Source organism: Exiguobacterium sp. s146 (assembly GCF_018618415.1).
GTDB lineage: Bacteria > Bacillota > Bacilli > Exiguobacteriales > Exiguobacteriaceae > Exiguobacterium.
Map to the genome: position 1 here is coordinate 426,652 of NZ_JACSMA010000001.1, position 20,171 is coordinate 446,822.

Annotated in this window: 20 protein-coding genes; 14 read left to right on the forward strand and 6 right to left on the reverse strand. The window is 54.3% G+C overall.

Going from position 1 to position 20,171, the window contains the following annotated elements; translation table 11 throughout:
- Window positions 1-65 precede the first annotated feature (65 nt).
- Complete coding sequence (locus KNP83_RS02295; RefSeq protein ID WP_251139156.1) at window positions 66-1,709, reverse strand: C40 family peptidase; 1,644 nt, start codon at window positions 1,707-1,709, stop codon at window positions 66-68.
- Between the two features lie 279 nt (window positions 1,710-1,988).
- Between KNP83_RS02295 and KNP83_RS02300 the strand changes: the two genes are divergently transcribed.
- Entirely contained in the window at window positions 1,989-3,842 is a 1,854-nt protein-coding gene (locus KNP83_RS02300) for a sensor domain-containing phosphodiesterase (RefSeq protein ID WP_214760174.1), read from the forward strand.
- Window positions 3,843-3,857: 15 nt separating this feature from the next.
- On the opposite strand, the gene KNP83_RS02305 is transcribed toward KNP83_RS02300, so the two are convergent.
- Together KNP83_RS02305 and KNP83_RS02310 are read right to left on the reverse strand one after the other, a co-directional pair.
- A complete protein-coding gene (locus KNP83_RS02305) occupies window positions 3,858-4,304 on the reverse strand; it encodes a sensor histidine kinase (RefSeq protein ID WP_251139157.1) in 447 nt (148 codons plus the stop codon).
- Window positions 4,305-4,349: 45 nt separating this feature from the next.
- Entirely contained in the window at window positions 4,350-4,790 is a 441-nt protein-coding gene (locus tag KNP83_RS02310) for a helix-turn-helix domain-containing protein (protein ID WP_214760178.1), read from the reverse strand.
- 320 nt (window positions 4,791-5,110) lie between these two features.
- Between KNP83_RS02310 and KNP83_RS02315 the strand changes: the two genes are divergently transcribed.
- From KNP83_RS02315 to KNP83_RS02350, 8 genes are all read left to right on the forward strand, one after another.
- Window positions 5,111-5,323, forward strand: coding sequence for a hypothetical protein (locus KNP83_RS02315; RefSeq protein WP_029594867.1), 213 nt, complete (start codon window positions 5,111-5,113; stop codon window positions 5,321-5,323).
- A 68-nt stretch (window positions 5,324-5,391) separates the two neighbouring features.
- The gene (locus tag KNP83_RS02320; protein WP_021066374.1) at window positions 5,392-5,532 is read left to right on the forward strand and encodes a YvrJ family protein; all 141 of its coding nucleotides are present in this window, start codon (window positions 5,392-5,394) and stop codon (window positions 5,530-5,532) included.
- Between the two features lie 26 nt (window positions 5,533-5,558).
- Entirely contained in the window at window positions 5,559-5,771 is a 213-nt protein-coding gene (locus KNP83_RS02325; RefSeq protein WP_058764453.1) for a hypothetical protein, read from the forward strand.
- A gap of 30 nt (window positions 5,772-5,801) precedes the next feature.
- The gene (locus tag KNP83_RS02330) at window positions 5,802-6,014 is read left to right on the forward strand and encodes a DUF2922 domain-containing protein (RefSeq protein WP_021066376.1); all 213 of its coding nucleotides are present in this window, start codon (window positions 5,802-5,804) and stop codon (window positions 6,012-6,014) included.
- Window positions 6,015-6,126: 112 nt separating this feature from the next.
- Window positions 6,127-8,868: a hypothetical protein gene (locus KNP83_RS02335; protein WP_214760181.1), complete on the forward strand. Its 2,742-nt coding sequence runs from the start codon at window positions 6,127-6,129 to the stop codon at window positions 8,866-8,868.
- A gap of 120 nt (window positions 8,869-8,988) precedes the next feature.
- On the forward strand, window positions 8,989-10,812 hold the full coding sequence (locus tag KNP83_RS02340; protein ID WP_214760183.1) for a methyl-accepting chemotaxis protein: 1,824 nt from the start codon (window positions 8,989-8,991) through the stop codon (window positions 10,810-10,812).
- Between the two features lie 189 nt (window positions 10,813-11,001).
- Window positions 11,002-12,705, forward strand: coding sequence for a methyl-accepting chemotaxis protein (locus KNP83_RS02345; protein ID WP_214760185.1), 1,704 nt, complete (start codon window positions 11,002-11,004; stop codon window positions 12,703-12,705).
- 124 nt (window positions 12,706-12,829) lie between these two features.
- Window positions 12,830-13,576 carry an SDR family NAD(P)-dependent oxidoreductase gene (locus KNP83_RS02350; RefSeq protein WP_214760187.1) on the forward strand — a complete coding sequence of 249 codons (747 nt, stop codon included), beginning with the start codon at window positions 12,830-12,832 and terminating at the stop codon, window positions 13,574-13,576.
- 69 nt (window positions 13,577-13,645) lie between these two features.
- Here the strand turns inward: KNP83_RS02350 and KNP83_RS02355 are convergent, their stop codons facing one another.
- On the reverse strand, window positions 13,646-14,530 hold the full coding sequence (locus KNP83_RS02355; RefSeq protein ID WP_353048508.1) for a tetratricopeptide repeat protein: 885 nt from the start codon (window positions 14,528-14,530) through the stop codon (window positions 13,646-13,648).
- A 125-nt stretch (window positions 14,531-14,655) separates the two neighbouring features.
- On the opposite strand from KNP83_RS02355, the gene KNP83_RS02360 reads away from it, so the two are divergent.
- Window positions 14,656-14,883 (forward strand): DUF3221 domain-containing protein, encoded by a 228-nt coding sequence (locus KNP83_RS02360; RefSeq protein ID WP_214760189.1) that lies wholly within the window; start codon window positions 14,656-14,658, stop codon window positions 14,881-14,883.
- Window positions 14,884-14,902: 19 nt separating this feature from the next.
- The gene (locus tag KNP83_RS02365; protein ID WP_214718166.1) at window positions 14,903-15,067 is read left to right on the forward strand and encodes a hypothetical protein; all 165 of its coding nucleotides are present in this window, start codon (window positions 14,903-14,905) and stop codon (window positions 15,065-15,067) included.
- An 11-nt stretch (window positions 15,068-15,078) separates the two neighbouring features.
- On the opposite strand, the gene KNP83_RS02370 is transcribed toward KNP83_RS02365, so the two are convergent.
- Together KNP83_RS02370 and KNP83_RS02375 are read right to left on the reverse strand one after the other, a co-directional pair.
- On the reverse strand, window positions 15,079-16,311 hold the full coding sequence (locus tag KNP83_RS02370; RefSeq protein ID WP_214760192.1) for a S1 family peptidase: 1,233 nt from the start codon (window positions 16,309-16,311) through the stop codon (window positions 15,079-15,081).
- Between the two features lie 170 nt (window positions 16,312-16,481).
- Entirely contained in the window at window positions 16,482-18,533 is a 2,052-nt protein-coding gene (locus KNP83_RS02375) for an SH3 domain-containing C40 family peptidase (protein ID WP_214760194.1), read from the reverse strand.
- Between the two features lie 144 nt (window positions 18,534-18,677).
- Between KNP83_RS02375 and KNP83_RS02380 the strand changes: the two genes are divergently transcribed.
- The 3 genes from KNP83_RS02380 (at window position 18,678) to KNP83_RS02390 (ending at window position 20,171) form a co-directional block, all read left to right on the forward strand.
- On the forward strand, window positions 18,678-19,238 hold the full coding sequence (locus KNP83_RS02380; RefSeq protein WP_214760196.1) for an AAA family ATPase: 561 nt from the start codon (window positions 18,678-18,680) through the stop codon (window positions 19,236-19,238).
- 181 nt (window positions 19,239-19,419) lie between these two features.
- Entirely contained in the window at window positions 19,420-19,638 is a 219-nt protein-coding gene (locus tag KNP83_RS02385; protein WP_214760198.1) for a DUF6440 family protein, read from the forward strand.
- Window positions 19,635-20,171, forward strand: coding sequence for a GNAT family N-acetyltransferase (locus tag KNP83_RS02390; protein WP_483297893.1), 537 nt, complete (start codon window positions 19,635-19,637; stop codon window positions 20,169-20,171). Before KNP83_RS02385 ends, KNP83_RS02390 begins: the two co-directional genes overlap by 4 nt.

The following is a 20,171-nucleotide window of genomic DNA, read 5'->3' on the forward strand; positions in this document are numbered from 1 at the left end:
TCGAGGGAAATCCTGCCCCACGAAAAAAAACCCGACAAAGGTCGGGTCTTTCAATGCGCCGAAGGTCACGGTCGCTTGTAACCGATGACGCGTGACTTCCAGTATGGCTCTTTACTGATCGTGTTATAACCGAGTCCGTACGTCCCGGCGTGGATGAACGTGTCCGCGTTAATCATGATGCCCATGTGTGACGGGCCGGCCGTGTACGTGTTCTCGAAGAAGACGAGGTCTCCTGCTTGCGGGACGAACGTCTTGCTAAGCTGTGTTCCGAAATAAGACCCGGCCCAGTATGTGGCGACGTTCGTTCGTGGGACGCTGTAGCCTGCCTGGTTGAAGGCGTAATAGATGAGTCCAGAGCAGTCGAATCCGCCATTGGCCGGGTTCGAAGATGCCCAGATGTAAGGCGTGCCGACGTACTTCTTGGCGACCGCGATGGCGGCGAGGCCAGCACCTTGTGAAGGAGCCGGAGTCGGAGTTGGGTTTACCGTAGACCCTTTCGGCACTGCCTTGACGTACGATGCCGCAACGAAACCGGTCGTATTCCCGATATAGATTTGATGCCAACCGTTCGATGTCTGGACGATCCGGAGCGTCTGTCCGGCCGTGACACGACCGATGATGGCCGAGCTCGTCGAGGCCGACGTGCGGACGTTCAACGATGGCGTGTTCACGACGTAGTCGAACGAGGCGTTGCCGGCACCGCCGTCTCCGGCGTTCGGTGTGACCGGCGCGCTCGGTGCCGTCGTCGTCTGTTTCAAGTAACCGGTGCTGACGTAACCGCTCTTGCCGTTATACGTGACGTATACCCACGTGCCGCTCTGCTTTGTCGCTTTGACGGTCGTGCCGTTCGGGATGCTCGTGACGAGGGCGTAGCCAATCCCAGGGCCTTGACGGACGTTCAAGTTGGCCGTCGTGACGTACGACTGGTTGATGTTTTGCTCTTGTGGAGCGGCCGGTGTTGTCGGCGCAGTGGGTGTAGCCGGTGTACTTGGTGTAACCGGTTTGACCGACGAGTTCGTCAAATAACCGTTATGTACCCAACCCGTCTTCCCGCCATAGCTGACTTTCGTCCAGGCGCCGCTCGTTTGAATCGGTGTGAGCGACTGACCTTTCGGGATCGTGACGAGCACTTGATGCCATGTGCCTGCGGCGAGGCGCATGTTCAATGCGGCCGTCGTGACGGTAGCATTGCTTGATGGAGCCGGAGCAGCAGGTGTCGTTGGCGTCGGTGTGCTCGGTGCAGCCGGTTTGACGGATGAGGTCGTCAAGTAACCGTTATGTACCCAACCGGTCTTCCCGCCATAGCTGACTTTCGTCCAGGCGCCGCTCGTTTGAATCGGTGTGAGCGTCTGGCCTTTCGGGATCGTGACGAGCACGGGATGCCATGTGCCTGCGGCGAGGCGCATGTTCAATGCGGCCGTCGTGACGGTACCCGTGCCTGACGTGGCAGGTGTGGCAGCAGGTTTCACCGTGGTCGGGGCGTTCCCGCTTAATTTGAGCGTCTGCCCGATGGCGAGACGGTCTGAGTTCAAGTTGTTGAAGGCTTTCAAATTGGCGAGTGACACGTTGTGCTGTTGGCTGATTGACCAAAGCGTGTCACCGGCACGGACGACGTGTGAGCTGGCTGCTGCGGCTTCGTCGGCCTGGGCGACGATCGTTACGGCGGCGATGGCTGCGAATGAGTACATGAGGCCGGACTTAGGGGACATTGAGTCACTTCCTTCTCTATGAGTGCTTTTGACAATTATCGACAGGTGAAGCAATACATGTTTATTGTAGGGTTTACACAAACGGCAAGCAATGGTGGAAATGGCTCAATCCTTGGATTGCGTTAAAAATGAGGTCAATATTTTTCGTCACGGACGAGGCGAGAGTACTAAAGAAACAGGGGAATTGAAAATTGACTTTCTGTTGAATTTTGGAAACCTATACATAGTTCTTTTCATGCTATCATGAATGCAAAACGTTTGAACGAGAGTAGGGGACTTATGAACGAGGGGAACTTTTCAACACAATCATATCGCAAACATCAAGAGAAACTGTTCGAACTCGTCCGCATGCCTGACGTGACGGAAGCGGCGGTGAGACAGGCGCTATCCTATATGTGTGAGGTCGTCTCGGATATGCTCGACGTCGACACGGTGTCGATTTGGCACTTCGACGAGTCGTATGCCTCGATTTCGTGCCAAGTCGCCTATTCGAAAGAGAACGGGCCGAGCGAACCGGTGTTGACGGTCATGCGTGGGGACGCACCTGTCTATTTCGACGCGCTCCGGACGAACCGGGTGCTCCCGTTCGAAGACGTCCGGACACACGAATGGGTGAAGGATTTGTATCAGCAGTACTTCGTGGAAGGGCAACGGATTTATTCGATGCTCGATGCCCCGATTTATGCGAACAATGAGGCGAAAGGGGTCATCTGTTGCGAGACGTTCGCGCCGCGGCAATGGACGTTCATCGAGGAGCTGATCGTCAGCACGCTGTCCGATTTTATCGCCATCCTTTATCTACGGCTCGACCGTCGTGAGGTCGACGAACATATCGCCAAGCTCGCCTATACGGACGAACAGACCGGGCTCATGAACTTGAACGGGTTCGTCGAGCGGGTGGACGCGCTCCGTGAACAGGCGCCGCATCAGCTCGGCTCGTTGATTTATATGCGCGCCGATGAGTTTCGCTCTGTCGAGACGGCGATCGGCATCCAACGCGCCGATGATATCGTCATCGAACTGGCGGAACGGCTCGGCCAAGTCGTCGATGCGTCGCTGTTGGCGCGTGTCTCCCAATCGGGGTTCTTGCTGTGGACGCCTTATGGCGACCGAATCAAAGTGAAGGCGCTCGCCGATTTGATTTGCGAGACGGTGACGAGCGAACCGTTCGCGGTCGGTGAACTCGACGTCGTCTTGACGATGAGCGCCTTCATCTCGATCGAGGACAAGTCGCGTTCGACGCTCGAGATGATGGACACGACCCGAATCACGGCAAATGAGCGTCACGTACAGCGTGGGGGTATCGTCTTTTATGAGGAAGAAATGGGCGAGAAGGCGACGGCCCGGCTGACGCTCGAGATGAACTTGCGGAAAGGGCTCGCCTTGAACGAGTTTTCGCTCTATTATCAGCCGAAGATTGAGGCGGCGACGGGCAAGCTGAACGGATTTGAAGGGCTGATGCGCTGGATCCATCCGAAACAAGGGTTGATTCCGCCGCTCGACTTCATCCCGCTCGCCGAGTCGACCGGTGTCATCATCGCGCTCGAGGAGTGGGCGCTCGAGGCGGCGTGCCGCCAGTTGAAGACGTGGCACGACGCGGGCCGGATGTATCAGCTCGCCTTGAACTTGTCGGCCCGGCACTTCCTATCGGACGGGGTCGTCGAAAAGTTGGCCCACATCGTCAAGGTGATGGGCGTCTGTCCGAACTATTTGACGTTCGAGATCACCGAGAGCGTCGGCATGGAGAATCAGCAGCACGTCATCGACCGGTTCGTCGCCTTCCGGGAACAAGGTTTCTCCATCTCGATTGACGACTTCGGGACGGGCTTCTCGGCGTTCGTCTATTTGAAGCACTATCCGATTCATGAGATAAAAATCGATCGGCAGTTCATCCAAGTGACGGACAACGACCCGACCGGCAACGTCATCGTCCAATCGATTATCGAACTCGCCCGCGGGCTCGGCTTGAAGACGGTGTGCGAGGGCATCGAGACACCGGACCAGCGCCACACGCTCCGCTCGCTCGGCTGTGACGAGATGCAAGGTTATTATTTCTCACGTCCGCTCCCGGTTGACGAGCTCGAGACGTGGATTGAGGATTATGACACAACGAAAAAGGATTCGCTCCGTTGAGCGGATCCTTCTTTGTTATGCCGGCAATTCGATGCGGATCGTCGTCCCATGGCCGCGTTCGCTCGACATCGTGACGGTGCCACCGTGCGCTTTGATGATGTCCCGGGAAATGGCCATACCAAGGCCGCTCCCGAGCGCGTCGGTCGTGTTCGTGCCCCGATAATAGCGCTCGAAAATGTACGGCAGTTCGCTCGCTTCGATGCCGATGCCGTCGTCTTGAATCGTGATCACATCCTGCGTGACGGTCACATGGACGGCGACCGTCTCCTCGTTATGGAGCAGGGCGTTATACAAGAAGTTGAGCAGCGCCCGTTTCATGAAGTGCCGGTCGATGGCACGCGTCTCGGCGTCTTCACTCGTGAACGTGATGTTCCGCTCGGAGAAACGGGCATCGTTCAACACGTCGATGACGAGTTCGCGGACGTCCCCGAGGCGGCTCGGGTGAAATTGTAAGGTATCCAAAAACAGCCCTTCCTGACGATTCAGGAAGGGCTGCCTCATGTCCGCTCATTCATGCGGGAGTTCGGTTTTCAATTCCAATTGAAGTATGTACGCCAATTCTTTATGGGCTAGCTCGGAGAAGTTCGTCTTTTTGACGTGTGTCCGGGGCCGTAGTCCGCATTCCAATGCGATGTCGACGATTGTCCGAATCTGATTTTCCGTATAGAAGCGCTTGCGTCCCATCGTGAACGGGGTCGGTGGCAAGACGCCGTCGGTTTCCCATTTGATCAGCTGTTGCTGGCTACGAGGAATCCCGGCGACATGAAACGCACGGCTCAGTTCTTTGAGTGGATAGACGGTCAATGGGCGTTCGTTGTACAGGAGCGGCTTCGCGTTTTCCGGGCTATATGCATCCCAGTCAGTCGCATAAAACGTCAGGTCGGTGTGGTCGAAGTCGAGTTGAGCGGAAGGAATAGAAGTGTTGAGTGCGAAGTCTAAGCTGTTCATCTAGAGTATCTCCTTCTTCAAGTCAAACTGGTCATTTCGAAAATGCCCTCCTCCGTATAGTAACCCATTTCTAAGCAATTAACTGCCAGTTTTTTCAAAGTGGGGAAATGAATTCATGGGACTTTAGGTGTGTTTTCGAAATTCGATTGACGTCTATTAAGATACCCTAATTGGTATGAGAATTCAAGGAATAAAGCCGATTTTGACCGATGAATGCACATTCATTCAGAATAGGTCTATAGTCGTTACGAAAAGGTTACAAGGAAATATGAGCAAACATTCACCAACTTCGGTTAATAGGGGCGAAGGAGGTGAGACATATGGCAGTGTATCGAGAATATGCAAGCGTCTTTTATCTCGACACGAAGCGGCTCGTTGACGGCAAGGAAAAGCGTCAGCTCGTCCGGTTCGGTCCACTCGGTGCGCGGATGGAGACCGAGGAGATCAAGCAGTTCGGTGATCTGTTGATTCCGCTTCTCGCGGTCGAATCCGCCGCATACGTCGTGTCGCGTGAATTCCACGTGACGTTCTAATTGGAGGAACCCCTGATGCGTGTACCGAAGCGTCCCGCCGGAACCGTGTTCGATGAGCGGGTGGGCCCATGAGCTGGCCCGAACTCATCTCGAACCTCGGCTTCCCAATCGTCGTCTCGCTTTATCTGCTCCACCGAATCGAGACGCGCCTTGAGCGCATGATTCAACTGCTCGAACGTCTCGACTCGACCTATCCATCTGAATTGTAATCCATCCCCGAAAGGAGCCATCCCCCATGGCCGTATTGACTGAAAAGAAAGCCACGCTCGTCTTGACGACGCACCACGATTTGAACAGTTTGAAACCGACGAAGAAAACGCAGCGCTTCGGTCCGATTCGGGCGGCGCTCACGGCTGACAATGCCGAGGCGTTTGGTCACCTCATGCTCGACTTGACCGAACAAGAAGATTTCACCGTGTCGGTCGTTCGCGAATACGATCTCGTCTAATCACACCCACATTCCAAGGAGGACTAACCCATGACTGAGACTAAAGTAGAAATCGCATTTTTAGATATGTTCAATAAAGTATCGCGCTTCCGTTTGAATAACGTAAAGCAGCCAGTCGACGCGTTGAAAGTGCAAGCACTCGCCGACTTCATGGTCGCCAACGACCCGCTCGGCAAGAGCGTCGTCAAATGGACCGAGATCAAGATGATTGAAGGCACACAGACCGTGTTGAACGTCCAATAATCCAAAAGGCATCGTCTCAAAAAAGAGACGGTGCTTTTTTCCTGTTATTCTTCTAAAAATCACAAATTGAAGGTATATTTAAAATATATTGAATAAAAGGCAGGTATTGTAAATGAAGAAATGGCACTATTTACTCTTATTCGTCGCACTGTTATTCGTGATGTTCCCGATGGGTCAAGCGAATGCGACATCGAAGTTCGAGCTGGGCACGCTGCTCGAACAAGAAGTGAAGACGATTGAAGGGTCTTCCTTCTATTTAGATTATCAAGACGGATTCACGCGTCTTCATGATGTAAAGCGACAAACCGTCGTACCGATCGATTTCAACGACAATCTGACGGCGGATCGGTCGTATGATGAAGATGGGGCGTATGGAGATTTCTATACGTTCAAGCCGAGCCTAGATGGCGAAGCGTTCATGGCGACGCATCATCGGACCGGGGATATGATTCATGTTAATCGTGATGGAGCGACCCGCGAATTCGTCCCGCCGTTCGATACAGAATCGATTCGACTTATCACGTATGATGTGAGTCGTGACATCATGCTGTGGGAGAACAAAGTCTCGAAGCAACTCGTAATGACTGATTCGGAGGGCGTCAAAAAATGGGAACGTGCTCTTTCGGATCGCGAACAAGTGATGTTGGCGACAAACGCGAATGAACTTGTCGTTGCGGACACGTACTCGGACGTCCTGCATCATCTGAATCCAGATACAGGCGAGACCATCGAGACAGTCAAGATGCCGAATACGGTGACAGCGGTGTTTGCTGAACCTACGACAGATCATCTTCTGTTAGATGGAGTTAGTGACTTATACGTGTACGATTGGAAGCAACGTACCATCACGACACTGGATTTGAAAAATCAGTCGCTCTATGAAATCGAGTCGTTTACTTATCAAAACGGCACATACTACGCGATGACTGAGTTCGATTATTTGGTCACCATCGATTTAGCGACGAAGACATTGAACAAATTACGACTAGATTCGTTCAATTCACGGCTTGACTATAAACTGTTGCACGGAGGCTACTTGCTTCGAAACGATCAGCGCTTATTGGCGGCAGAGCGTGCCCACCTGATTCCAGCTCAGCTATACACATCGCTGAAAGCTACGAAACCGACTGGTGACGACAACTACTGGTTAGGCGAGCCGTATCAACTGATGGCGACCGTCGTGACAATCGACCGCGTCTACCATAAGGTCCCGGTTGCGTATTTGGAAGGGGATGTAGAAGTCGTCGACGCGACGCGCTCATTCGATGAAGGATACACGGTCCCATCGTTCGACGAGTCGTTCAGTTATGCGGTTCGATTCGGTAACCTCACGAGTAGCAGAGTTACCTTGAATCCGGTGACGAAAGTGCCGCTTCAAATCGAGACGTCGTTTGCCAACGGGCCGGTCGGTGAGATTACCGGTATGACTGCGCCGAACATGACGGTGTATGTAACATGTGAAAACAACAAATACGCGAGCTGTGACGGGTCGGTCACGGCCGATGAGACAGGACGTTTCAAGTTCTCACGCGGCATTCTCTGGGGAAATCAAACAATCACGGTTTGGGCAGCAAATCACGCGACGTATGACCAAGCCACAAAAGCATCGGTCAAACAGACGTTCCAGATGAATGAACCGACCGACACGAACATCGCCGAGGTGTTGACCGAGACGGCGATGGAAGGTGTGACGATTCGGACGAAACCAAATGCCCGAGTCGAAGTGCGCCAATTGTTCTCACCGACAAACTTTGAAGTTCGTGAAGTCAAGGCGGACGCGGCGGGAATCGCGAAGCTGACTGCGTACAATCGGGACAAGCCGATGTACTACCGTGTCATTTATCGCATTCTCGACACGAACAGTCAGTATGCCAATCTTTACGTATCAACAGATTATCCGGTGCCTGACGTCACATGGACGGAACCACCGAAGACAGGTGATACGACCGTGACCGTTCATTATAACGGGACGCTCTCACCACTGCTCGCGGTTGCCCGAAATGGCAGAGATGAATCGGCAAAGCGTCTCGTTCCTGGGACGAACGTCATCGCCTTGAAAGGTCCACTATGGGAAGGACAGACGATTCGACTCATCGCTAGCTTCCGTCCGGAGCTCAGTAAAACGTTCGAACAAATCGTAACGAGTGATGCGCCGAAGACGCTCAGCATCAAAGATGTGCTCGTCACATCGTCTACTTCAACGTTTACGGTATTGAAAGATACACCGGCCTACTTAAACTTCATCGTGAATGGGAAACCGATCTCATTCACTGAGGTTGGAAAAGACCGCTACCGGATCTCGGTGAAACCCGGCACGTCGGTCGCCGTCGAGTCGTCGATCGGGTCGAAGAAAAAGCGGACGACGTACAAAATCCCGACGGCCTCGTTGACGTCTTTCGCGCCGTCTGACGAAGTGAGCACGTGGAAAGGCAAGACACTCCCGAACGCCACGGTCAACGTCAAGGTCGGGACGAAAGTGATCGGACGGACGAAGGCGAACTCGACCGGCAGCTATCAAGTGAAGTTCGCCCGTCAGCGCGCCGGCACGAAGCTCGTGTTCGAGGCGAAAGTCGGAGTTGCCCGTGACGCGAAGAGCGCGACCGTCAAAGCAGGCGTGCGTCCGACGGTGAGCACCGGCACGATTCGTTCGACGACGAAAGCGATTGCTGTTCGCTCGAACGTCCCGTACGGCACGGTGACGATTTATAACGGGAAGACGCTCGTCGCGAAGAAGACGATCACATCGACTTCGACGAACGTGTCTATCAAACCGCAAAAACGGGGGTCGAAGTTGACGATTAAAGTCGTGACGCCGGCCAACCGAAGCGGCCAGACCGTAAAGACCGTTTTATGATGTAGTGAGAAGGTGACTGATTTTTCAGTCATCTTTTTTTATTTTGGTCAATCCACTTTAGATTCCTCGACGTCAAGACGATATAGGAAGAAACGTTGCATGCGAGAGGGGAATATACATATGTCAGTGAAACAGAAGTGGATAGCGTTACGGAATCGTTTAAACGTCCAGCGCTTTCAATGGAAACCGAAACAACGAAAGCCGAGCACGCGTGAAGGTAAACGAGTGACCGGCAAGAACCTGACCATCCGTCAAAAGCTGTGGGGACTCGTCATTCTCGCGCTCCTCATGGTCGCAGGTGTCGGTGGCTACTCGCTCTTGTCGCTCGCCGATGCGAACCGACAAGGTGATGATATCGTCAACAACTGGAACAAAGGGCTCGACTACGCCCACGAACTGAACACACTCGCGGCGAACTATCGCGCGCTCGAGCTCGAACACATCGTGACGGACGACACGGCCGCGAAAGAAGAATTGATGTCCGTGATGAAAGAGATTCGGACACGAATCAATGAAATCGCCCCGAAATATGAACAGACGGTGACGGGTGAGACGGACAAAGAACTGTTCGCCAACTTCAGTAAGCAGTGGGAGATGTATCAACGCGTGTCGGACAACATGCTGATTTTCAGCACGTCCGGAAACAACGGTATGGCTCGCTCGTATTATGACGCCCAGTCCCAATCGACATACGATAACTTCACGCAACGCCTGACCGAGCTCGTCGACTACAACTCGGAAGGCTCACAACGTGTCGGCGCCGACATGGAACGTGAGTTCGGGCAGTCGCTCATCGCGCTACTCGCGGTGACGATCGGTGCAATTGCGTTGCTATTCTTCCTCGGACTGAGCTTACTGCGCTCTATCATCAAACCGATGCGTGTGCTCCAAGAGAAATTCGACGAGTTGGCCTCACAAGGCGGCGACTTGACGATGGCCATCCCGGTCACGTCGAACGACGAGATTGCGCAAGTGAGCCGCTCGTTCAACACGTTCCTCGCGACGCTTCGCGACATCATGATTGACGTCGACAAGACGGCAAAAATCGTCCTCGTCTCGTCAAAAGAAGTAGCGACGGAAGTGACCGAACTGAGTCGTTATATGGAAGAGACGTCCGGCACGGTCGAGGAACTGACGGCCGGTATGGAAGAAACGGCCGCCTCGTCGCAAGAGATGAGCGCATCGACGACCGAGATGGGCAGTTCCATCGATACGATTGTCGACTTGTCGAATGACAGCGCGACAACAGCAGGTGCCGTCGAGCGTCGGGCCCATGCGATGCGCGAACAAGCCGTCGCCTCGAAGACGGAAGCGAACGCCATCATCGAGCAGAAACGCATCGAGCTCGACGAGGCCATCAAAGGGGCCCAGTCGGTCGAAGAGATTCGTGTCTTGACGAAAGCCATCCTTACCATCGCCGACCAGACGAACTTGCTCGCCTTGAACGCATCCATCGAGGCGGCCCGGGCCGGAGATGCCGGTCGCGGTTTTGCGGTCGTCGCCTCGGAGATTCGTAAGCTGGCCGAGAACTCGCGGCAGACGGTGAACGAGATTCAAGCGGTGTCAACGACGGTCATCGATTCGGTCGCCCGGCTCAACACAAGCTCAGCCGATATGTTGACGTTCCTCGACACGAAAGTGCTCGCCGATTACGACCGGCTCGAGGAGTCGGCCACACAATATGAAGCGGATGCGACCGTGTTCGGCCAGACGGCGGAGACGTTTGAGACGAACGCGCTCCAACTCCGTCATATGACCGACAACATCCTCCACGTCATCCAAGAGGTTGCGACGACCGTGACCGAAGGAGCGGACGGGACGCAGTCGATTTCGGAGAAGGTCCAATTGTCCGTCGAACGGTTCAACGACGTCCAGGCACGGATGCAGGATACCGAACAACGTGCGGTCGAACTCTCGAACCGGGTGTCACAATTTAAACTATGATGCTAGACCGCAGCCACGTGTTGCGGTTTTTTTGTGTGGCGAAACATTGAAACGGAAACTAGGAAATGAGGTCAATCTCCAAACAAATGTGCCAGAAAGTTGGAAAACCGTTTGCACTGTCCGATAAAACCCATGTAGTTCCAAAAATAGAGAAATAGAGGTGGGAGAGGACACAGTCCTCGAAGGATTATGAAACGATTCAATCAACTGTCTTTGACACAAAAACTGTTTAGCGGCATCGGATTGATTTTGCTGTTCGTCACGCTCGGCATGGGCTATAACCTATGGACGTTGCAAAATATGACGAGCCAATACGAAGACATGATTCGTGAAGATGTCATGAAGATGAAAGCGGCCGACGACTTGTCGCTCGGGATGACGCGTCAAGCATACGGCGTCCGCGGCTATATTCTCGTCCAAAATGACGAACAACGCGCCCAAATCGAACGCGGCGCGAAAGAAAAGAAAGAGGCGCTCGAACAATTGCTCGCCCTGTCGAAGACGGAAGCCGAGACGAAAGAACTCGAGAGCATGCTCTCCTATGCGAATGGCTATGACGACTTGGCGCAAGAAGTCATCGTCGCGGCCGACAACAACAACCAGGACGATATCGACCGCCTCACACTCCGCCTCATGCCAGACGTGACGGCATCGATTTCGGAGACGGGCGAACGGTTGCAGGCCGAGACCGAAGCGACCATCGTCGAGAAACAACAGGAACTCGAACGCCTTGGCGGACAAGCGTTCCTCTACTCGACCGGAATCGCCCTTCTCATCTTGTTGCTCACGCTCGGGGCGGGCTATATGCTCCAACGCATGGTGACCGTACCGCTCCGCCAATTATCGGACGAGGTCGGCATCGTCGCCGACGGCGATTTGACGCGCGCCGACCTTCAAGCGCTCACACGCGATGAGATTGGAGAGCTCATGATTGGCTTCAACCAAATGAAAGGCAGCCTGCGCGAACTCATCGATGAGGTGAGCCGGAACGCCCAGGAAATCACGGCCCAGTCGGAAGAATTGTACGCAAGCACGGAAGAGATGTCGTCGCAGACAGAGGAGACGACGCGGATGATTGAACAAGTCGTCGGGGAGACGGTCAACCAGGCTGCCGCTGCCTCGAAGAGCGGACAGGCGGTCGCAGCAGCCGATGAAGGTGTCGAACGGATTGCCACATCGATCGGCACAATCAGCCAAGACGTCCAGACGAGTCTCTCGCTCGCGGAACGCGGCGAACAGACGATTCAACAGGCGAAACAAGAAGTGCTCGCGCTTGAATCGGAGACGGTCGTGACGGGTCAGTCGATCACCGCGTTGAAACAACAGTCGGACGAGATCGCCCTCATCACCGAGGTCATCCAATCGATCACCGACCAGACGAACTTGCTCGCCTTGAACGCGGCCATCGAAGCGGCCCGGGCCGGGGAGCAAGGAAAAGGTTTCGCCGTCGTCGCCGAAGAAGTGCGGAAACTTGCGGAGCAGTCGAAACAATCGGCATCCCAAATCGCCGGCTTGATTGAGTCGATTCAAGCCCAGTCGAACGCGGTGCTCGAGCGTCACGCTATCAGCGCCCGCCGCGTCGAGACGAACACGGCGCTGCTCGAAGAAGCGACGGCGTCGTTCCAGCAGATTGTCGGGCAATTGCACGCCTCGGTCGAGAACACGGAACAGATTCGGGTCGCCTCGAACGAGATTGCCATCACGACGAAACAAGTCGCGACCGCGGCCATCCATATGGCGAGCGACAGTGAAGGCACGGCCGAGACGATGCGTAGCGTCGGCGAGACGGCTGACGCCCAACTCGCGATGATTCAAGAGTTGAACGGTGTCGCCGAGTCACTCGGCAATATGACCGGTGACTTGCAGACGCTCATCGGTCGCTTCCAGACGTGAGTCGAACCGTCCTTGCCTGAACAGGCGAGGGCGGTTTTTGCGTGTTGTCAGGATTGACGGGGAGGCGTTACGGGAATTGCGGGAGAGAGACAACATCTCGACTAACGTGAAAAGGGGACACATCATGAAATATACTGTCATCACCGGAGCTAGTTCAGGTATTGGATACGAGGCAGCGAAGTTGCTCGCCAAGCAAGGGAAGTCGCTCGTGCTCGTGGCACGGCGGCACGACGAACTCGAGAAGTTGCGGAGTGAAATCCAGGCGATCGCACCGAAGAGCGAGGTCATCATCAAGGCGAAGGACTTGTCGTACAGTGAAAACGTGTACGGGCTGTATGAGTCGCTCGCCGATCTCGACATCGAGACGTGGGTCAACAACGCCGGGTTCGGCGATTCGAATTTCGTGAAAGACGTCGAGGTCGGGAAAATCGAGAACATGATCCGTTTGAACGTCGAGGCGTTGACGGTGCTATCGAGCCTATACGTCCGCGACTATCATAACGTCGAAGGGGCGACGCTGTTGAACGTCGCATCGGTCGTCGGCTATCACATCGCCAAAAAAGGTGTGACGTACAGCGCGACCAAGTTCTTCGTCAGCGCGTACACAGAAGGGCTCGCCCGCGAGCTCATGAACGACGGGGACAAACTGCGCGCGAAAGTGCTCGCCCCGGCCGCGACGGAGACGGGCTTTGCCAACCGGGCCCGCGAAGAGGACGACTTTGACTACAGCCAAAACGTCGAGAAGTATCATACGGCCGAAGAGATGGCCGGGTTCTTAGTCCAACTGCTCGAGAGCGATCAAGTCGTCGGCATCGTCAACCACGAGGATTACTCGTTCGAGTTGCGCGGACCGATTCATCCGTATATGTAATCAGGTCAAATGAAAAAAACAGGGGTCCCGTCACCAACATATGGTGGCAGGACCCCTGTTTGAATTCAATTAAGACGAGCGCATCGAATCACCGTAGCCCCCGGTCAACCGGTGCGTGAGTCGGTGATACCAGTAGCGGAGACGCAAGCGATATACGTAAAGTTTCGACGTGTTCGGCAAGACGACGTTGTCGATATAATCGGCGAACATGGCGCGGAACATCTGGTCCTCGCTGTCGTCATACGTCGCGCTCCACATGCCGTGCTCTTCGACCTCGAGCAACATCGCAATTGTCTCGTCGTCGAGCTGATGGTTGTCTTCCGGCAACCGTTTGACGAGCATCTCGACCCGATGGCTACAGATGGACGCATAGAGCGAGTGGGCGCGCGGGTTGCGCGGATTGGCGTTCAAATATCCGATGGCCGTCTTGAGCAACTCATCGTTCATCTCGAGCGGAATCTCATCGTACACTTGGAAGAAATCGAGCAGCATCGGCACGGTCTCTTCGTTGAATCCGGCGAGCCGGACGTAATGCATCAAATGGAGACCGGCCTCCCCGTAAAATTTGCGATTGAAGTAATGGACGGCGATGGTGCGTTGGACGATCGGCACGTCGGGATAGCGTTCGACGGCCCGAAGGAAATGTTGCTCGGCCTCGAACAAGAAGTTCGTATCGTCGCTCAAGATGCCGTGGAGGCAATGAATCATGTAATGGTCGCCTTTCGTGCTCGCGGCTTCGAGCACGTCGCGGGCCCGGCCGAACTCGCCTTCACGGATGAGCGGATAGGCTCGCATCGCCGTGAAGAACGGGTCGTCCGGGAAGTTCGTCTCGCCGCGGACGACGAGTGACTCAATCGATTCGGCGTTATAGTCGTCAATCATTTCTTCAAGGAGCATCATCTCGAGGAAGGTGCGTTGAAAGTCTGGATGGTGTAAATCGATGGTGTGTTTCACAGAAGTCCCTCCCGGCGTAAATGAGTGTGGCTTCATTATACCGAGCAATTGGACAGACGAGTAGACTTTTTTCAAGATATGGGAAAAGAATAGGGAAGGATTTCCGAGGAAATGGAGGGATGAAGATGGTCACGTTCACAGGCTATATCGTCGAACTCGAGCCGACGCGAATCCGGGTCGCACCGGACTTGGATGCCGAGCCGTTCGATGGAATCGTGTTTCATTGGGAAGGCGTCTTGCGAGAGGACGAGACACCGCTCGCCGTCGGGCAATACGTCCGCGTCGAGCATGATGAGAAGATGACCCGCTCGCTGCCGCCCCAGGCGACGGCGCATCGGATCGATGTGCTATGATGAGACCGAGGTGAACGAAATGGGACAGTCGAATTTCTTATGGATGGGTGTCGTCATCGCCATCAGTGCGCTGATCGTCTGGTTGTTACAGGACGTGATGCCGTTTTGGATGTTATCTATCATCCTGCTCCTATTCGGGGCGGCAGTCGGAAACTTGCAGCGACGCACGCGAAAAGACACGTAAAAAGCACGTCATCATTCAGATGGCGTGCTTTCTTCGTCTTCAGCCGGCTCGTCCGTGGCTTCTTCGGTCGCGTCATCGGCGACCGGTTTCTCTTTGGCGGCGGGTGGTGTCTCTTTCTTATCAGGCTTGGCGGTGGCTTTCGGCTTGTCTTGTTTCTTGACCGGTGCCGTCGCCTCCGCTTCTTTTTCCTGAGCTGCCGGTTGTTCTGGCTCGACCGGTTCCGCCGGTTCGGTCACGGGAACGTCGGGCTCGGTCGGTTGCTCCGTGACGGGAGGTGCCTCAGGTTCTTCGGCCGGTTGTTCCGGTTCGGCCGGCGGCTCTTCCTCGATCGGTGCCGGTTCTTCCACTGGCGGCTCGGTCGGTTCCGGTGTTTCGGGTGCTGCCTCGGCTTCCGGAGCTGGTGCCGGTTCTGGCGCTGGTTCCGGTTCAGGGGCCGGAGCGGGTTCAACCGGGTCTTCACGTTTTGGGACCGGTGTGATCGGTGCGACTGGTGCGAGTTCAGCGGCCGGGGTATCGTGTTTTGTCGTCGGTGGCGGGGCCGGTGTGTCCGACTCGAGGAACGACAGCACGTCTTGTTCGAACAAGGCGACCGGAAGTGTCTTCGTCACCAAGTGAAGTCCGAGCACCCGTCCATTGGCCGTGACGATCGGGCTGCCGATGGCGCGGTTCGGTAAATCAAATTCGCGACGATAGCTATCTTCTTCGAACGTGAGCGTTCCTTCAAACTGTTCGTCCGGTGCGAGGGTCAACACCGATTCGTCCAGTCCGACAATCGCATGGCTGAACGAGAACGGGGTCGCTTTCACTTTTTCGATGCGGATGACGGCGATGGCGTCGGTCCGACCGATGACGGTTCCGTTCACTGCCTTGTCACCGTGTTTCATCGTGACACGAGTGATGCCGGCGACGTTATGGGCCGCCGTCAACACGTCTTGCGGGCTAATCAAAAATCCGGTACCTGTGCCGACGGTATAAAGGCTTTCTTGCAACGTCTCGAGGTCGACGTTGGTGGCACCATCGGCTGAGACCGTGTCTTCCGTGATGTTCAAATCGACTTTGTCGGCGAGCGAATCACTCGAGCGCGGGCTGTCGGTCAGATAGGCGTTCGTTAAAAAGGAGACGAATGCGATGAGGGCAATGACGATGGGGGCAGCGATCCATTTCAAGCGACGTGGGCGATGGCCACACGTCGGACAAACAGTGGTTTTCGAGCGGGTCTTCGCTCCGCAGCGTGGACAAGTCACGGGATGACACCTTCCTTCTTTAACATAGATGATATGCCTATTCCTCATATGAACGAGGGGTAAACAAATATTTGTCATGGCTACCTACATTTTATGAATAAAATGATGTTTCAAACACACGGTGTCAACAAAAACACGCTCGACCTCATGAGAGGACGAGCGTGTATGAATTAAAGTGATTTGTAGCCAAGGAAGTGTGGCCGCCACTTCGGGTCATGAATCGAGTTGATTTGGAGCATCTCGCCGCCCGCATGAATGAACGTCTCTTTATCGAGCATGATGCCGATATGAGACGGACCGGTGCGATACGTCCCATGGAAGAAGATGATATCGCCTCGTTTTCCACTCGAAATATTCGTCCTGCGGTTTTTGAAATGGTTACTTTGCCAATAGCCGTTCACATTCGTCCGTCCGCCGACTTTCCCGGCTTGGTTGGTCGCGTAATGGATGAGACCCGAGCAATCGAAGCCACCATTGAGCGGAGATTGTGAACCCCATGTGTACGGCGTTCCGAGATGTTTCGCGGCCGATGCGATCATGCGCTCGGCCTGTGTATTGCCGCGCGACGCGAGTAACGGATCCGATTTCACGCGGATGTCCTGCTTCTTCACGTAAACCGGGCTCCAACTCTCTTGAATCAAATACGAATCACCATGAAGCGAGCGGGGATAGACACGGCGGTTTGTATCGAGATAGCCGATTGGTTTCGTGTCTAACGGATTCGCATAGAAGGGAGTACGTTTGAACGTGTAGTAATACGCTTTGACGTTCACGTTCTTCGCCGCGATTGCTTTCGGTTTCGTCTGAGCGATATACGGGTTCAAGACGTATACTTTTTTCCCCGAGGCAAGTCGGACCTGCCAAAAGTCGTCATCGATCGAACGAATCCCGACGAGTTTGGCGCCGCGCGCTAGCTGGCCGGCTGGGCGCGTGTAGGCGATATCACTCGAAAAGTATGGTGTCCCGCTAAGTTGCGTATAAAAGACGGTACCGGCTTTCGGTTTTGGGAGCGGCTTATTCAGACTCAAGTAAGACGAAGCGACGAAATAATACTTCGTTCCAATCTTGACCCGTGTATAATGTCCACTCGTCCCATACGTCTCAATCAAGCGACCTCGGTTGAATTCAGCCATCTGCTTCGAGAAGGTAGATGTGGTTTGATACACTTCCACCTCATCAAATTTGACATATCGTTTGCCCGTCGCGTCATAAAGCGGGGGTTTCTTTGTGCTCGTCAGGCTGGTGGCGACAAAGCGATATTGTCCGCCCGTGTAGACGCGCGTGTACTTTCCATATGTCCCGTACATGTTGACGAGCGACCCGCGCTTGAGCGTCCCGACTTGTTTGAACGACTCGCTATATAGAGTGGCGTTTTTCGTGATGTAGCGTTGCCCGGTTTTCAGGGGTGCAGGCTTGGTCGTGCTCGTATGGCTCGTTTGAACGAACCGATACTGGCCACCCGTGTAAACACGCGAGCGGTTTCCTACTTCCCCGTAAATGCTGATGCGTTGCCCACGCTTGACGGTACCGACAATCTCGTCTTCAATCGAATCAGCGTAAAGCGATGTATCTTTCGTGATGTATCGTTCAGCTGTCTTGATTGGACGACTGAGTGTTGCGCTCATCGCGATATAATGATAGGTGTCACCTGAGCGAATCCGGTAATATTTGTTTTTTGTCTGCCCGAACACGGTGATTGTCTGGCCGGATTGAACGTTACTGACGACCGGCCCGATACGGGGTGTAGCGTAAACATTCGCCTTTGCTTTGACATACCGGGTCTCCCCGGCGAGGACAGGAGCAGTATCAGCGAGTGCGGTACGTTTGATGAATTGTGGCGTCTCTCCGACGACGCGAAGCAGGGCAGCCTCATCGCCTAAATCGTAAACGCTCACGGTTACACCATATGACAAAAACTCGACCGCGTTCCCTGTTTCATCAAGCAGGTACGTTTCAGCGATGACAGTTTTCGTCACCGATTCGGCGAGGGCGTCGTTCGAGACATACCCGGTTTGGTCACCTGACGATACGTGGGCATGGGTATCCGACCGCTCAAGGACGGTGACGGCCGTGCCTTTCGGTAACGTGGTGAAGCCATCCACTTCTTCAATCGACACGAAAAGAGGTGTGTCTAGCTTCAAGACGAGCGTTTCTGTCTCGGCGGACGCGGTATGGATGAGTAAAAAACTGAATAGCGCAATCAAGCTGAATAATCGTTTCATCGTAAATGTCCACCTCTGGTCTATAGATTCATCTTTATATCGACCAACGAAAAGGAAAATGTTAGCAAAAAGTTGAGATGTTGTATCACTTGTCTGTTTTGACGTGCTAGAATGACAAAAAGCAAAACGAAAGTGGGAAAGTGCATGAAGTTCGTCGTATTATTCGGTCCACAAGCCGTCGGTAAGATGACGGTCGGACAAGAGCTCGCCAGCATCACGGATTTAAAGTTGTTCCATAACCATATGACGATTGATCTCGTCAGTCCGTTCTTCAGTTACGGGACACCGGAAGGGCGCCGGCTCGTCCAACTGTTCCGCCATGAACTGTTCGATGCGGTCGCGAAAAGTGACTTGGACGGGATGATTTTCACGTTCGTCTGGGCGTTTGACTTGGAAGAGGATTGGGCGTATATCAAACAAGTGACCGATTTGTTCGAGTCGAACGGGGCCGACATCTATTACGTCGAACTCGAGGCGGACATCGAGGAACGGCTCGTACGGAACACGACGGAAAACCGGTTGACGCATAAGCCGACGAAGCGGGACATCGCCTGGTCAGAAGGCGAGTTGAAGCAGACGGCGACGCTGTACCGCTTGAATTCACGGGACGGGGAACTCGACGTCGACAACTATTTGCGCATCAACAACACACATCTCGATGCGGCGACGGTCGCGCAACGAATCAAGGAACACTTTCAGCTATGACGAAAACGAGCCCTGTGAAGGAGCTCGTTTTTGTTAGGCCCACCACTCGGGGAGTGAGCAGGTGATGAGGATTTTTTAACAAGGTGTGTATCAACGTATGTTCAGAAGTCATGCATGCGTCTCATTCATTGAAACGAAGAGATATGTTGCGTACAGTTAGAAGTAGAAAGGTGGGGGTATGATGTTATTTAAGAAGAGAACCGCAGAGGAAGCGGCAGGGGCAAAACGATTTCAAGTCAAGTTGACGGAACAACTGCCGGAGCTCGGGCAGATCACCATCCTCGTCGACACGGCGACCGGCGTCAACTATGTCCAGACGTGGGTCGGGACGGGCGGCGGCATCACGCCACTGCTTGATGCGAACGGGGAAGCCGTGGTCGAGGAAGGATATCGACCGTGAAGTCGCTTCAGACGGAACGACTCACCCTACGGCGGGTGACAGCGGACGATGCGCCGCACATGTTGGCATATTTATCGAAACCCGAGGTCGTCCGTCATATGGGACTCGATCCGTTCACGTCGTTAGCTGATGCGTTAGACGAGATTGCCTGGTACGACTCGATTCTCGAGGCAGGGACGGGTGTCCGCTGGGGGATCACGTTGACCGGGCAAGACGAGGTCATCGGCAGTTGTGGATTTTTGAACGTGTCAGCGAAGCACCAGCGAGCCGAAATCGGGTTCGAGCTCAACTCCGATCAGTGGGGAAGAGGCATTGCCGGTGAGGCGCTCCGCGCGGTCGTTCGTCATGGATTCACACAACTCGGGTTCCATCGCATCGAGGCGCTCGTCGAACCGGAAAATACAGCATCGCAACAGCTTCTCGAGCGAGTCGGGTTCACACGGGAAGGGTTGCTGCGGGGGTATGAGTTCACACGCGGAAAGTATGACGATTTGTATATGTATTCATTGCTTGAGACAGACAGCATGACATGA

Coding starts and splice junctions, on each gene's coding strand:
- KNP83_RS02295 (WP_251139156.1), bottom strand. CDS start 1,709: ATGTCCCCTAAGTCCGGCCTCATGTACTCATTCGCAGCCATCGCCGCC.
- KNP83_RS02300 (WP_214760174.1), top strand. CDS start 1,989: ATGAACGAGGGGAACTTTTCAACACAATCATATCGCAAACATCAAGAG.
- KNP83_RS02310 (WP_214760178.1), bottom strand. CDS start 4,790: ATGAACAGCTTAGACTTCGCACTCAACACTTCTATTCCTTCCGCTCAA.
- KNP83_RS02315 (WP_029594867.1), top strand. CDS start 5,111: ATGGCAGTGTATCGAGAATATGCAAGCGTCTTTTATCTCGACACGAAG.
- KNP83_RS02320 (WP_021066374.1), top strand. CDS start 5,392: ATGAGCTGGCCCGAACTCATCTCGAACCTCGGCTTCCCAATCGTCGTC.
- KNP83_RS02325 (WP_058764453.1), top strand. CDS start 5,559: ATGGCCGTATTGACTGAAAAGAAAGCCACGCTCGTCTTGACGACGCAC.
- KNP83_RS02330 (WP_021066376.1), top strand. CDS start 5,802: ATGACTGAGACTAAAGTAGAAATCGCATTTTTAGATATGTTCAATAAA.
- KNP83_RS02335 (WP_214760181.1), top strand. CDS start 6,127: ATGAAGAAATGGCACTATTTACTCTTATTCGTCGCACTGTTATTCGTG.
- KNP83_RS02340 (WP_214760183.1), top strand. CDS start 8,989: ATGTCAGTGAAACAGAAGTGGATAGCGTTACGGAATCGTTTAAACGTC.
- KNP83_RS02345 (WP_214760185.1), top strand. CDS start 11,002: ATGAAACGATTCAATCAACTGTCTTTGACACAAAAACTGTTTAGCGGC.
- KNP83_RS02350 (WP_214760187.1), top strand. CDS start 12,830: ATGAAATATACTGTCATCACCGGAGCTAGTTCAGGTATTGGATACGAG.
- KNP83_RS02360 (WP_214760189.1), top strand. CDS start 14,656: ATGGTCACGTTCACAGGCTATATCGTCGAACTCGAGCCGACGCGAATC.
- KNP83_RS02365 (WP_214718166.1), top strand. CDS start 14,903: ATGGGACAGTCGAATTTCTTATGGATGGGTGTCGTCATCGCCATCAGT.
- KNP83_RS02375 (WP_214760194.1), bottom strand. CDS start 18,533: ATGAAACGATTATTCAGCTTGATTGCGCTATTCAGTTTTTTACTCATC.
- KNP83_RS02380 (WP_214760196.1), top strand. CDS start 18,678: ATGAAGTTCGTCGTATTATTCGGTCCACAAGCCGTCGGTAAGATGACG.
- KNP83_RS02385 (WP_214760198.1), top strand. CDS start 19,420: ATGTTATTTAAGAAGAGAACCGCAGAGGAAGCGGCAGGGGCAAAACGA.